Origin of the sequence: Ensifer sp. BR816 (assembly GCF_000378985.1) — a bacterium.
In the GTDB taxonomy this organism is placed as follows: domain Bacteria; phylum Pseudomonadota; class Alphaproteobacteria; order Rhizobiales; family Rhizobiaceae; genus Sinorhizobium.
Map to the genome: position 1 here is coordinate 4,214,799 of NZ_KB905370.1, position 13,212 is coordinate 4,228,010.

The window sequence follows — 13,212 nt, forward strand, 5'->3', positions numbered from 1 at the left end:
AGGTGATGCGGCTGGCCACCGACGAGTTCATCCGCCGTTTCCTGATCCACGTGCTGCCCGACGGATTCCACCGCATCCGCCATTACGGTCTGCTCGCCAGTGCAGGCCACAAGGCCAATATCGCAAGGATCAGGAAACTGCTCGGGGCGCAAACGCCATCGCAGCACGACGCACCAAACGCCGAGGTCACGCCGCTCACCCTGAGAGAGCCATGCCCGGTTTGCGGCGGCCCGATGCGCATCGTCGAGATCTTCCGCCGCGGCCAACAACCCAGATGCCGCGCGCCACCCCGAAAGGACGCCGCATGACGAAATCCATCTCACATCAGCCGAGGCTGGTCCGCATCGACGAGGCGTTCCGGGGTGGCGCCGGTCAGCCTAAGGCAACCCAGCACACTGAAAAATCGCCGGCGCGAACCTACCAAAGACCTGTGACCCCGATCCCGATCGGCTCATGCAAGACTTCGGGGCTACACCTTCGCACCCGACGCTGCCGCCGATAGCCCCCTTGAAAAACCGCAGCCGCACGCTTTCCCCATAGGCGCTCTACCCAGCCCCCGCGGCCTCCTCCTTGGGAGGTTTGTCAACGCGGGCCGACACAGGCCCAGCCACCACCGTCGCGCCGCGGCCCGCATCGAAAAACCTTCGCCGAAGCAGACTGCCAATTCGTTGCGCGTGAACGGCAGGTTTGCGCCCTCAAGTCGGTCATAGATGCCGTGGTCGGGCCGGCCTTGAAGCGGATATTGTTTTGGCAGGGTTACGTCCCTTAGCGCCATAAGCGGTCGTTCAACATAGTTAGCCATCGTGGAGACGCGACTCAGATTTCTGCGTGAGATGGTTTTGCATGAGGCTGGTGGACTGCTGCCAATAATCCACGAATGCGCGGAGCTTCGGCAGCATCTGTTTACGGCTAGGAAAGAAGATGAAAAAGCCAGGACTAGTGGGCATGAAGGTTTCAAGGCACGTTTCAAGCAGTCCCTGCCGTATCAGCGGTTCGACAACAACACCGATGTTATAGGCCAGGCCTGTCCCCGCCTGCGCAGCAGCAAGAGAAGTTCCAGGCCCGTTAACGGTTAAAGGCCCCTTCACATCCATCGAGAAGGCTCTGGTGTCGCTCTCCTCAGTGGGCTCTACAAAATCCCACCGGTAGACCGCGCCTCCGGCGAGGCGAATATTGATACAGGCATGATGCTCAAGCTCTTCCGGCCGCAGAGGCTTCCCGCGATCTGCAAAGTAAGCAGGTGACCCCACAACCACCCTCGGAGAAGCTTGGGTGAGCCGTACGGCCACCATATCCTGTGCGATCATTTCCCCGACCCTGATGCCAGCATCATAGCCTTCTCCGGCGACATCGACAAAACGGTCCTCAAAGACCAGTTCGAGTTCGATGTCCGGGTATGCGTCAGTAAATCCCTTGAGCATGGGCTCGATAAGCGTCTGCGCCACATAGGGTACGCTCAAGCGCAGCAGCCCCCTTGGGTTATCACTGAGGCGCTGAGCCGCCTCATATGCAGCTTCAACGTAGGCGATGCCCGCTGTAGCCTGCTCCAAAAAAAGTTGTCCCGCTTGGGTAAGGCCTACAGATCGTGTTGTGCGGGTGAAAAGCGGCGCGCCCACACGCGCTTCCAGTTGCTTGACCGTCCAACTGATTGCAGCAGGCGTCACGCCGAGTTCGAGCGCAGCAGCGGTAAAACTGCGTCGTTCCGCGACACGGGTAAAGACGACTATTCCATCCAGTAGGTCCGCTCGCATTATCAAATCTAACTTAAAAACCCTTTCATATTTTTGCAGATTATCAAACTGGATTCCACCAAATATTACTTGAGCGAATAATGAGGAAGCGCCGACATGCCCCTAACAACGATTACTCGCCGGAACCTCGGTCTAGCTATCGGTGCGACCGCCTTCCTTCTCAGCGCAGGAAAAAACACCATGGCACAAACCCTTACCGAGCGAACCCAGCCAGTGCCTGAAAAAGTCAGCTTTAAGAGCGGGGACGGTTTCGTCGTAGCCAATCTTTATCTTCCAGAGGGACATGATCCATCACGCCGCTATCCGGCCGTGGCGGTCGGCGGTTCGCTAACCTCGGTGAAGGAGCAGATGGGCGGAAATTATGCCGGCGAGCTTTCCCGGCGCGGCATCATTGCGCTCGCAATTGACTATCGCAATTACGGCGAGAGTAGCGGTGCGATGCGGCAGTTCGAGGACCAAGCTTCAAAGGCAGAGGACTTGTCGGCCGCCTTGCGGTACCTGAAGAAACGTAGCGACGTCGCCGGGACCGGTATCCTCGGAATTTGCACGTCCGGCGGCACGGCTCTTTACACGGCCGCGAAAGATCCCAATGTGGGCGCGTTAGCCACTGTCGCAGGTTTTTTCTCCGACCCGGAACTGGTGTTGAAGATGTTCGGCGGCAAAGAGGGTATCGACAGCCGGATCGCGGCAAGTCGAGAGGCGCGTAAGCGCTATGACGACGAAGGGGTAATCCAAACGGTCTTCGCCTATATGCCGAACGACAAAACTGCGGTGAGCTCCGGCCCCAACGAATACTATATGGATCCTTCACGCGGCGGGAGCGTTCGCGCCTGGCGCAACGAATTTGCAGTTATGGCGTGGGAGCCCTGGCTCGCGTTTGATCCTTTGGCCCAGGCTCCGCATGTTACGGCACCAGCTCTCGTAGTTCACTCAGATGGCGCAGCGTTCCCTGATCAGGCTCGCAAAATGTATGGCCTTTTGGCGGGTCCGAAAGAATTACATTGGACAGAGGGAAAACACTACGACTTTTACGACCAAGCCGAGACAGTGCGCCAGGCTGCTGACCGGGTTGCGTCGCACTTCCACAGCAAGCTCGGTTGACGGTCAGCCAAGCACGACAAGCAAGTCCGATGACGGCTTTGGGCCATTCAGCCCTTGGCGGCAAGAACTTCGATGTCCGCTTTTCCTGTTGGGTGTCTTGGCAGCGGACGGTCGGCCGTCGGCCCCGAATGCGACGTTAGAATATCCGATTGGCAATAACCGCTTCTGGCGCGATGTCGCCCTTGGACACTCCGGCTGCGTCGGGTACCAAGCATGGTTTTTCGCCGCTAGAGTCGCACCCCGGTGCCTACGCCCGTTAAGCTCGCATTCAATCTTTGTTGGTAATTTCCCGTTAGCACTTCCGATCAGTCGCGACGGCATCATGCTCCCCGCCGTCGACAATGTTCTGCGTACGGGTCTCCAATGCGTTTGTCGGCTGCGCCAGCAATCTTCCTCATCTGCCTCGTTCTTTCGGGATGCGCTTCCAGTTCCGGTCCGGAGGCGGTCTTGTCGCCGCGTCCGTCGCGCGAGGTGACGAGCTCGGTCGTCCCGCCTGCCGCCCCGGTGGTCTCCGTACCCGGGCCGGTTCCTTCCGGCGACGTCGCCATGGCCGAAGCGTCGAGCGAGCCGCCGGAAGAGCTCGCCTGGGCCGGCCAGGCGCCGCAACCGGAGGCCTTCACCTCCATGGAGAGCGAAGCCGGCATGCCCGTGCCGATGGACCGGCCGGTGGCGATGGTCGTTCCGGACAACCCGGCGATCGACGAAGCGCCGCGCAACCGGTCGCGCGTCTACAGCCATCGCTTCCGCGACGCCAAGCCGATCAATTTCGGCAAGCGGTCGCCGAGGAAGATGGCCGTGCACGGCGTCGACGTGTCACGCTGGCAGGGCAATATCGACTGGGAGAAGCTAAGGACGCAGGGCGCGAACTTCGCTTATATCAAGGCGACCGATGGCGGCGACCATCTCGACCCGATGTTCAAGAAGAACTGGCGCCGGGCCGAGCAGGCCGGCCTGAAGCGCGGCGCCTATCACTTCTTCTACTGGTGCCGCACCGCCGGCGAACAGGCCGATTGGTTCATCCGCAACGTGCCGCGCGAGGCGAACGCCCTGCCGCCGGTCATCGATGTCGAATACAATGGCGAGTCGAGCTGCAAGCGGCGCCTCTCTCCGGAGCGAATCCGGGAGAAGATGCAGGTCTTCATGGACAAGCTGGAGCGGCACTACGGCCAGCGGCCGGTCATCTACACCGCGCCGGATTTCTATCGCGACAATCTGAGGAACGCGTTCCCCAACCATCCCTTCTGGCTGCGCTCTGTCGCCGCCCATCCGTCGAAGGTCTATCCGGGCCGCAAATGGCTGTTCTGGCAATATTCCGGCTCCGGCCTGTCGCACGGCGTCGACGGCCGCATCGACCTCAACGTCTTCCACGGCAGCGAGGCGGAATGGCACCGCTGGACGGCGGGGAGTTCTACCTGAGGCTCGTGGGCTGCATCCCGCGTCAGGGCCGCTGCACGCCTTTGCGGTTGAGCGTGATCGTATAGACGCTCGTCGTCGCCGTGATGAACAGCTGATGCTTGGCGCGGCCGCCGAAGCAGATGTTCGAGACGCGCTCCGGTACCAGGATCTTGCCCATCAGATGTCCGTCCGGGGCTATGCAATGCACGCCGTCGCCGGCCGAGGACCAGAGGTTTCCGTCGCTGTCGACGCGAATGCCGTCGGCGGCGCCGGGCGCGATCGCGTGGAAAACCTCGCCGCCGGAAAGCGCACCATCGGCGCCGACGTCGAACGCGCGGATGTGCTGCGGGTCCGAGGAGAACATGCGCCCCGTGTCGGCGACGTAGAGCCGGCTCTCGTCCGGGCTGAAGGCGAGGCCGTTCGGGCAGTTGAAATCCGTCAGGACCGCTTCGATTTCACCCGACGGGCGGACCCTGTAAACCTGGCAGGGCAATTCCTGCTCGGCGCGAAAACCCTCGTAGTCGGTCATGATGCCGTAGTGCGGATCGGTGAACCAGATCGAACCGTCGGATGTCACCACGACATCATTGGGCGAATTCAACCGCTTGCCCTGGTAGCCGTCGGCGATCACCGTGATCGATCCGTCGAGCTCCGTCCGCGTGACGCGCCGCGTGCCGTGCTCGCAGCTGATGAGCCGCCCCTCGCGGTCGCGCGTATGGCCATTGGCATAGTTCGAGGGGCTGCGGAACGTCGAGATGCCGACGCCCGGCAAGAAGCGGAGGATGCGGTTGTTGGGAATGTCGGAAAAGAGCAGGCAGCCGGCATCGCCGAACCACACCGGCCCTTCGACCCAGTCGAAGCCGGTCGCGATCTGCTTGAGAGGGGCATTGCCCATGACGAAGGACTTGAAGCTGGGGTCGACCGCCTCGAAGAACGACATTCCGATTTTCCTCCCGATTCTTATCTATTGAAAAGCAGCGATCCGATACCGCCCGATTGCCGACGCGGAACGCGCCCGCGTCGTCCCATCTTCCGGTTGTCCGCAGATTGCCCCGCCGTCGCGGCGGCGGCAAGCGTCCGTCAGGAAAAGGCGATCTGCGCCTTCATCGCCTGGCTGCGGTCGCTCGCCAGCTCGAAGGCGGTGACCGCGTCGGCAAGCGGCACCGTGTGGGTGATCAGCGGCTTGACGTCGATCAGCCCTTTCTGCATCAGCCCGACGCCGGTGGCGAATTCCTCGTGGAAGCGGAAGGAACCGCGCAGTTCGAGTTCCTTGGCGGTGATCGCCATCATCGGCAGGCTCATGTCGCCGCCGAGCCCGAGCTGGACGATGATGCCGCGCGGGCGAAGCGCGGCGATGCCGGCGGCAAGCGCCGGCGCGGCACCGGAGCACTCGTAGAGAACGTCGAAGCTGCCCTTTTCGGCGCCATAGGGCGCGAGCGCATCCGGCTCGCTCTTCATGTTGATGACCCGGTCGGCGCCGGCCTTTTTGGCGAGCGCCAGGGTGAAATCGGACAGATCCGTCGCGACGATTTCAGCCGCACCGGCACGGCGTGCCGCGAGGATCGACAGCACCCCGATCGGCCCGCAGCCGGTGACGAGAACCCGCTTGCCGAGCATGTCGCCGACCCGCCGCGTCGCATGCAGCGCCACCGCCAGCGGTTCGGCAAGCGCTGCCTCGCCGGGGGTGAGGCCATCGGCCGGCACGCATTGGATCGCATCGGCGACAAGCACCTCGCGGAAGGCGCCCTGGATATGCGGGAAAGGCATGGCGCTGCCGTAGAAGCGCATGCCGAGGCACTGGTTGTGCAGCCCTTCCTGGCAATAGCGGCAGGTCCGGCAGGGCCGCGACGGCGATACGGCGACGAGCTGGCCTATTTTCAGCCCCTCCACGCCCGGCCCGAGCGCGTCCACATGGGCCGAGACCTCGTGGCCGAGGATCATCGGTTCGCGCAGGCGCACGGTGCCGAAGCCGCCGTGGTTGTAATAATGCAGGTCGCTGCCGCAGACCCCGCCGACGGCAAGGCGAAGCCGCACTTCGCCGGCAGCCGGTGCCTCGACGGCACGCTCCTCGATGCGCAGGTCCTTTGCGCCGTGAACGACGATCGCTTTCATCGGAACCTCCTCCTTACAAAACGGGCGTCAGCAGCGGCTGGCCGGCAAAATGCGCGGCGAGATTGTCGCGCACCAGCTTGCCCATGGCCTTGCGCGTCTCGATCGTGCCCGAGGCATGGTGCGGCTGGAGCAGCACGTTGTCGAGCGCGAGGAAACGCGGGTTCAGCGCCGGCTCGCCTTCGAAGACGTCGAGCGCCGCCGAGCCGAGGGTCTTGTTTTCCAGCGCCTCGAGCAGCGCCTCCTCGTCGATGTTGGAGGCGCGGGAAATATTGACCAGCATGCCCTCGGCGCCGAGTGCGGCAATTACCTCGCGGCCGACGATATGGCGCGTCGCGGCCGAGGCGGCGAGCGTGACGAAGAGGAAGTCCGAGCGCGCGGCCAGCGCCACCGGATCGGCGATGAATTCCCAATCGGATGCGTAGGGCTTCGCGGAAACGTCGGAATAGGCGATCTCCATGTCGAAGCCCTTGAGGCGCTTGGCCACCTCGTAGCCGATCCGGCCGAGGCCGAGCACGCCGGCGCGACGGCCCCAGACGCGCCGTTTCAGGGGATAAAGGCCTTGCGTCGCCCAGCTGCCGTCCTTCACCCAGCTTTCCGCGCCGATCATGCCGCGCGACAGGCAGAGCATCATCGCCACGCCGAGATCGGCGACGTCGTTGGTCAGCACGTCGGGCGTGTTGGTGACGCGCACGCCGCGCTCACGGCAGGCGGCGAGGTCGACGGCATCGAATCCAACACCATAGACGGAAATGACTTCCAGCACCGGGCAGGCCTCGATCATCGCGCGGGTCGCACCCAGCTCGCCGCGGGTGGCGATCGCTTTCACGCTCGGGCCGACCTCGGCGAGGAAACCCGCCTTGTCGGCGGCATCGAAATAGCGATGCACCGTGAAGGCCTCGTCGAGCGGCACCTGGTCCCACTCCGGATAGGGTCCGACCTGAAGAATATTCGGCTTGCTCAATTCAAATCTCCGTCCCTTGACATTGAATGTTATCGATAACATAAACAGATCAACCCTGGTTGTCGAGATGAAATGCGGGAGGAAAAATGGCCCTTGAACTGTTCGATCTCAGAGGCCGGCGGGCGCTTGTCACCGGTTCGTCGCAGGGAATCGGCTTTGCGCTGGCGCGCGGCCTCGCGGGAGCCGGCGCGGAAGTCGTCCTCAACGGGCGGGATGAGACAAAGCTTGCCGAAGCCGCCGCGCGCATTGCCGGCGCAAAAAAGCTCGCCTTCGACGCCACCAACCACGAAGCCGCGCGAAGCGCCGTCGACCATTTCGAGGCGGAGGTCGGGCCGATCGACATCCTCGTCAACAATGCCGGCATGCAGCACCGCACGCCGCTCGAGGATTTCCCCGCCGACGCCTTCGAGAAGCTGCTCAGGACCAATATTTCCACGGTCTTCAATGTCGGCCAGGCGGTGGCGCGCCACATGATCAAGCGCGGCGCCGGCAAGATCATCAACATCGCCAGCGTCCAGACGGCCCTTGCCCGCCCGAGCATCGCCCCCTACACCGCCACCAAGGGCGCGGTCGGCAATCTCACCAAAGGCATGGCGACCGACTGGGCGAAATACGGATTGCAGTGCAATGCGATCGCGCCCGGCTATTTCGACACACCGCTCAACGCCGCTCTGGTCGCCGACCCGGACTTCTCGGCATGGCTCGAAAAGCGTACGCCGGCCGGCCGCTGGGGCAAGGTGGAGGAGCTGGTCGGCGCCTGCATCTTCCTCGCCTCCGATGCATCCTCTTTTGTGAACGGACACGTGCTCTATGTCGACGGCGGCATCACCGCATCACTCTGATATCCCACGGCGCATGGTGCTGATGGGGGTCGCCGGCTGCGGCAAGTCCTCTGTCGGCGCCGCGCTCGCCACGCGCCTCGGCGCCGTCTATTTCGACGGCGACGACCTGCATCCGGCGGAAAACATCGCCAAGATGAGCCAGGGCATCCCCTTGCAGGACGAAGACCGCTGGCCATGGCTGAGCCGCGTCGGCGAAGCGCTTGCGGCCGGCACGGGACCCACCATCATCGGCTGTTCGGCGCTGAAGCGCGCCTACCGCCAGCACATCGAACGGGCGGCCGGCGAACCCGTCACCTTCATCCATCTCGCCGGCACCGTCGAGGTCATCGAGAAGCGGATGAAGGAGCGGCAGGGCCATTTCATGCCGCCGGCGCTGCTTGCCAGCCAGTTCGCGGCGCTCGAGCCGCCGGGACCGGACGAAAATGCCATCAGCGTCGACATCGACCAGCCGCTCGAGGCGGTCGTCGAGTCGATCACTGCGCAACTGGGAGGACTGCGAGAATGACGAACAGGGTTGCATTGATCGGCGCCGGAGCCATGGGCGGCGCCATCGGTACGAGGCTCGTCGAGACCGGCAATCAGCTGACCGTCTTCGACCTCGACCGGGCCAAGGTCCAGGAGCTGATCGACAAGGGGGCAAGCGCGGCGGCGAGCGCGGCGGAAGCGGCGGCGGCATCCGACACCGTCATCCTCAGCCTCAACTCGGCGAAGATCGTCCATATCGCCGTCTTCGGCGAGACCGGTGTCGCCAAGGGCGCCAAGCCCGGAACCCTCATCATCGACATGTCCTCGATCGATCCGGAAGCCACCAGGGCGCTGGCACGGGAAGCCGCGGAAAACGGCCTGCGCTGGGTCGACAGCCCGCTTTCCGGCGGCGCCCCGAAGGCGCTCCTCGGGCAATTGACGCTGATGGCCGGCGGCAAGGAGGAGGACGTGGCGGACGCCCATCAGGTGCTCCGGCATGTCGCAAGCAACTACACGCATATGGGGCCGTCCGGCGCCGGACAGACCACCAAGCTGATCAACCAGGTTCTCTGCGGCCTGAATTTCCTCGCCGTCGCCGAGGCGACGCAGCTGGCGCTCGACGCCGGCGTCGACGCGGCGAAGATCCCGCAGGCGCTGAAGGGCGGGCGGGCCGACAGCGCCATCCTGCAGGAATACATGCCGCGCTTCGTCGCCAAGGATTATCGGCGCACCGGCCGGATCGACAACATGGTGAAGGATCTGAACGGGGCGCAGGACCTCGCCCGCCGCACCAACACCGCCATGCCGCTGACCGCGACCTGCGCGGAAGTGCACCGGATGCTGACGGCGGCCGGCCTCGGCGGCGAGGACCAGGCGGCACTGATGGAATATTTCAAGGGACCCAACAAGGAGATTATCGGATGATCACACGCTATGCGCTGTTCGAGGGAAAGGTGAAGGAGGGCGAGACCGAGGCCTTCCGGGCCGCGGTGCTGGACAACATCCTGCCAAAGTGGAAGGCCTTTCCCGGTGCGCTCGACGTGCGCGTCACCTTTGCGGATTTCCGTGACGACGGAGCGCCGGAGATCCCGATGATCCTGGCGATCAACTATCCCGATCTCGCAACCGTGGAGACGGCGCTGGCGAGCCCGGCGCGCGCAGCGGCGAAGGCTGCGACGGAAGAGGTGCTGGCGCGCTTCTTCGAGGGACGCATCCACCACCACGTCACACAGGCGAACGAATACCGCCTTTGAAGCTCCCGGGCGGCACCGCTGAAGGTGCCGCTCGCTGCATTTGGCCCTCCCGTGCAGGAGAGGCTTGCATTCCATCGACAATCCGGGTGTAGTTGGATTGGTAACGATAACATGGATGCCGATGCACAATTCTCGCAAACCCCCGACGATGGCCGACGTGGCGCGGCGAACCGGCGTTTCGCCGATGACCGTTTCGCGCGCCTTCAAGCGTGACAGTTCGGTCAGCCAAGAGACCCGCGAGGCGGTGCTGCTTGCCGCGGAAGAGCTCGGCTACGTCTTCGACAGCACCGCATCCAATCTCCGCTCGCAGCGCACCGATTTCATCGCCGTGACGATCCCGTCGATCAACAATGCCAACTTCGCCGATACGGTGCGGGCGCTTTCGGACCGCGTCTCGGACAGGGGCCTGCAGATCCTGCTCGGCTACACCAATTACGACGTCCGGGAGGAAGAACGGCTGATCGAGCAGCTGCTGCGGCGCAAGCCCGAAGCGATCGTCGTGACCGGCGGCAAGCACACGCCGCGCGCCCGCAAGCTGCTGTCGAATGCCGGCATTCCCGTCATCGAAACCTGGGACCTGCCGGAGGAACCGATCGGCCATGTCGTCGGCTTCTCGAACGCGCAGGCCGTGCGCGAAATGGTCGACCACTTCGTCGCTGTCGGCTACCGCAAGATCGCCTTCATCGGCGGCGATGCGGACCGCGACACGCGCGGCGCCGACCGGCGCCAGGGCTTCATCGCCGCCTTGAAGGATCACGGGCTCGATGCGCCGCGCCTGATCGCCGCCGGGCCGCCGCCGATCTCGATGCGCGAGGGCGCCAACGCCATGGGGCAATTGCTCGAGCGCTTTCCCGACACCGAGGCGGTCATCTGTGTCTCCGACCTTTCCGCCTTCGGGGCGCTCACAGAATGCCAGCGGCGCGGCATCGCCGTGCCGGACCGGATCGCCATCGGTGGCTTCGGCGACTACGAGATCGGCGCGATCTCGGTTCCGAGTCTCACGACGATCAACGCCTTTGCCGGCGAGATCGGCGCGAAAACCGCGGAGCTGATCCTCGATGTGCTCGACGGCAAGCTCGACCGGCCGGGCCGGGTGACGATCCGGCCCGATCTGATATTGCGGCAAACCAGCCGGTAAAGTGCCCACTTCGCGATAGCGGACGAATTCGCGCGCGCCGCGGTCGCGCGCGTGGCGCCGTGGTCTCCTCTCCTTGAGCGGATTTGAACCGCTGGCCCGGTACCTGTCATCGCTGCGGAGACAGTATCACCCGAATGAGAGTAGAATCCGCCAGGGGAAACTCAGTGTGGTCCTGGCACTGGCGGTGCAAATGGCACCGGAGCCGGTGCAGGCGATGCATGGAATTTGAGAGTGTCGATGATGGCGGGACCAGAAAGTTACAAGGAGCTTCTGCTGTTTCTAGCGACGGCCGGCGTAATTGTGCCTCTCTTCGGGCGCTTGAGACTGAGCCCGGTCTTCGGGTTTTTGGCCGCCGGCATAGTGCTTGGCCCGTTCGGTCTTGGAGCTCTCGCGAGAGAGCTACCGTGGCTCTCTGCAGTTTCGATATCAGATATTGGACAGATCACGCATCTGGCTGAATTCGGCGTCGCATTCCTTCTTTTCATGATCGCGCTCGAGCTGTCGTGGAATCGCCTTCTGCTTATGCGCAGGCTCGTCTTCGGGCTAGGCGGAATGCAATTTCTCGCCTCCACGGCTGTTCTTGCGGCCGTCGCGGCATTGCTGGGGCAAACGCCAGCTTCATCGGTGGTCCTTGGCAGCGCGCTCGCAATGTCCTCGACGGCGATCATTCTGCCGTCGCTCGTCGAGCGCAAATTGCTGAACTCCACGGTTGGGCGCGCGAGTTTCGCCGTGCTGCTCTTCCAGGACCTGGCAGTAGCGCCGCTCCTCTTCATGGTGACGATGTTGGGTGCAAGTGGCGGGACCCGGCTCGGCACCGGCTTGCTGTATGCGCTCACTCCCGCCGCAATTGCGCTCATCGCAATGGCCGGGCTGGGTCGGCTGGTTCTTCGGCCGCTGTTTAAGCTTGTCGCCGCAACAAGGAGCGGCGAATTGTTCGTCGCCGCGTGCCTCTTGGTCGTGATTGGCTCTGGCCTTGTCACAGCGCTCAGCGGCCAGTCCATGGCTCTCGGCGCCTTCGTCGCGGGACTGCTGCTGGCCGAAACCGAATATCGCCGGCAGATCGAGGTGACGATCCAGCCCTTTCAGGGACTTCTGCTTGGCCTCTTCTTCGTCTCCGTAGGCGCCCGCCTGGATCTTTCGCAGATCATTGCCAACCCGATCCCCACACTGGGTGTCGCAATCGGCTTCTTTGCCATCAAGGCAGTTATCCTGTTCCCCATAGCGCTCCTGATGGGCTTGCCGAACCGGGCGGCCGGCGAGTTGGCGGTCGTACTGGGCCCCGGCGGCGAATTCGCGTTGATCCTTGTCGGTGCGGCTGTTGCAGGCAATGTCGTTCCTGCTGATGCCGGCGCCACTGCCACCGTCGCGGCTACTCTGACCATGATCGGAATTCCGCTGCTGATCCGCACACTCGGCCGCGGCGCCACATCTGCCCATATGAATGAAGCTGCTGTCGCAGGATTGACGCCCCAGCACGACGACGGCCTGGAGCGCGTAATCGTGATCGGATATGGGCGCGTCGGACAATTGGTCGCTGAGATGCTTACACGACACGACCTGCGGTTCCTGGCGATCGACGCCGATCCTACCCTGGTCGCCAAGGAGCGGGCTTGCGGTCATACGATCTTTTACGGAGACGCCACCCAGATCGAGCTGCTTCGGCGTTGTGGAATTCAGAGTGCCCGTGCGCTCGTCGTGACCTTGGACAATGCCGACGCGGTTGGATCCATCGTCCGCGCTGCGCGATCGGTGCGGCCGGATCTGACGATTGTCGCGAGGGCGCGAGATGCGATGCACGCAACGGAATTGTACGCGCTGAAAGTCACGGATGCAGTGCCGGAGACCATAGAGGCCAGCCTCCAGCTTTCGCAAGCCGTGCTCGTTGACATCGGCATTCCGATGGGCCTGGTGATTGCATCGATCCACGAGAAACGCGATGAATTTCGCAAGCTGCTGCAGCCTACCGACGGCTCCGGCCGAGAAAGGCAGGCCATCCGGGCACCTCAGTCGGCGGGTCAGTTGACCAATCGGCCGCGCTCCAGCTCCGAGGAGCACGAACACGTTGAGGACCGTAGTCCCAGGGAAGATGCGGACCGTACGCGCTCGCGCTGACACCGTGCCAAGCACGATACCATGGTCTTCCGCCCCTCGAGATGGCGGAGCCACACAGCTCATATAGCGATCGGATGGCCGG

The 13,212-nt window shown here is 63.5% G+C and carries 13 protein-coding genes; 9 read left to right on the forward strand and 4 right to left on the reverse strand.

The genetic code is table 11. The features are described from left to right. On the forward strand, window positions 1–308 hold a 308-nt coding region (locus RHIBR816_RS0120235), incomplete at its 5' end, for a transposase (RefSeq protein ID WP_198294148.1). 486 nt (window positions 309–794) lie between these two features. On the opposite strand, the gene RHIBR816_RS0120240 is transcribed toward RHIBR816_RS0120235, so the two are convergent. Then, window positions 795–1,751, reverse strand: a complete 957-nt coding sequence (locus RHIBR816_RS0120240) for a LysR substrate-binding domain-containing protein (RefSeq protein ID WP_018238415.1) — start codon at window positions 1,749–1,751, stop codon at window positions 795–797. Window positions 1,752–1,931: 180 nt separating this feature from the next. Between RHIBR816_RS0120240 and RHIBR816_RS0120245 the strand changes: the two genes are divergently transcribed. Then, window positions 1,932–2,852, forward strand: a complete 921-nt coding sequence (locus RHIBR816_RS0120245) for an alpha/beta hydrolase (protein ID WP_034816555.1) — start codon at window positions 1,932–1,934, stop codon at window positions 2,850–2,852. Window positions 2,853–3,215: 363 nt separating this feature from the next. After that, entirely contained in the window at window positions 3,216–4,268 is a 1,053-nt protein-coding gene (locus RHIBR816_RS0120250; RefSeq protein WP_018238417.1) for a GH25 family lysozyme, read from the forward strand. A 22-nt stretch (window positions 4,269–4,290) separates the two neighbouring features. On the opposite strand, the gene RHIBR816_RS0120255 is transcribed toward RHIBR816_RS0120250, so the two are convergent. The 3 genes from RHIBR816_RS0120255 to RHIBR816_RS0120265 all read right to left on the reverse strand — a co-directional run bounded on the left by RHIBR816_RS0120255 (window position 4,291) and on the right by RHIBR816_RS0120265 (window position 7,320). Then, window positions 4,291–5,187 (reverse strand): SMP-30/gluconolactonase/LRE family protein, encoded by an 897-nt coding sequence (locus tag RHIBR816_RS0120255; protein ID WP_018238418.1) that lies wholly within the window; start codon window positions 5,185–5,187, stop codon window positions 4,291–4,293. Between the two features lie 140 nt (window positions 5,188–5,327). Next, window positions 5,328–6,359, reverse strand: coding sequence for an L-idonate 5-dehydrogenase (locus tag RHIBR816_RS0120260; RefSeq protein ID WP_018238419.1), 1,032 nt, complete (start codon window positions 6,357–6,359; stop codon window positions 5,328–5,330). Between the two features lie 13 nt (window positions 6,360–6,372). Beyond that, window positions 6,373–7,320: a 2-hydroxyacid dehydrogenase gene (locus tag RHIBR816_RS0120265; protein WP_018238420.1), complete on the reverse strand. Its 948-nt coding sequence runs from the start codon at window positions 7,318–7,320 to the stop codon at window positions 6,373–6,375. Window positions 7,321–7,406: 86 nt separating this feature from the next. Between RHIBR816_RS0120265 and RHIBR816_RS0120270 the strand changes: the two genes are divergently transcribed. The 6 genes from RHIBR816_RS0120270 (at window position 7,407) to RHIBR816_RS0120295 (ending at window position 13,130) form a co-directional block, all read left to right on the forward strand. Continuing rightward, a complete protein-coding gene (locus tag RHIBR816_RS0120270; protein ID WP_018238421.1) occupies window positions 7,407–8,162 on the forward strand; it encodes an SDR family oxidoreductase in 756 nt (251 codons plus the stop codon). Further along, window positions 8,131–8,667 carry a gluconokinase gene (locus RHIBR816_RS0120275; RefSeq protein ID WP_084811127.1) on the forward strand — a complete coding sequence of 179 codons (537 nt, stop codon included), beginning with the start codon at window positions 8,131–8,133 and terminating at the stop codon, window positions 8,665–8,667. The genes RHIBR816_RS0120270 and RHIBR816_RS0120275 overlap by 32 nt, the downstream gene beginning before the upstream one ends. Further along, a complete protein-coding gene (locus tag RHIBR816_RS0120280) occupies window positions 8,664–9,551 on the forward strand; it encodes an NAD(P)-dependent oxidoreductase (protein ID WP_018238423.1) in 888 nt (295 codons plus the stop codon). The genes RHIBR816_RS0120275 and RHIBR816_RS0120280 overlap by 4 nt, the downstream gene beginning before the upstream one ends. After that, on the forward strand, window positions 9,548–9,880 hold the full coding sequence (locus tag RHIBR816_RS0120285) for a hypothetical protein (RefSeq protein ID WP_018238424.1): 333 nt from the start codon (window positions 9,548–9,550) through the stop codon (window positions 9,878–9,880). Before RHIBR816_RS0120280 ends, RHIBR816_RS0120285 begins: the two co-directional genes overlap by 4 nt. A gap of 121 nt (window positions 9,881–10,001) precedes the next feature. Next, window positions 10,002–11,018, forward strand: coding sequence for a LacI family DNA-binding transcriptional regulator (locus tag RHIBR816_RS0120290; RefSeq protein WP_026187235.1), 1,017 nt, complete (start codon window positions 10,002–10,004; stop codon window positions 11,016–11,018). A gap of 240 nt (window positions 11,019–11,258) precedes the next feature. After that, on the forward strand, window positions 11,259–13,130 hold the full coding sequence (locus RHIBR816_RS0120295) for a cation:proton antiporter (protein WP_245262632.1): 1,872 nt from the start codon (window positions 11,259–11,261) through the stop codon (window positions 13,128–13,130). The last annotated feature ends 82 nt before the right edge of the window (window positions 13,131–13,212 follow it).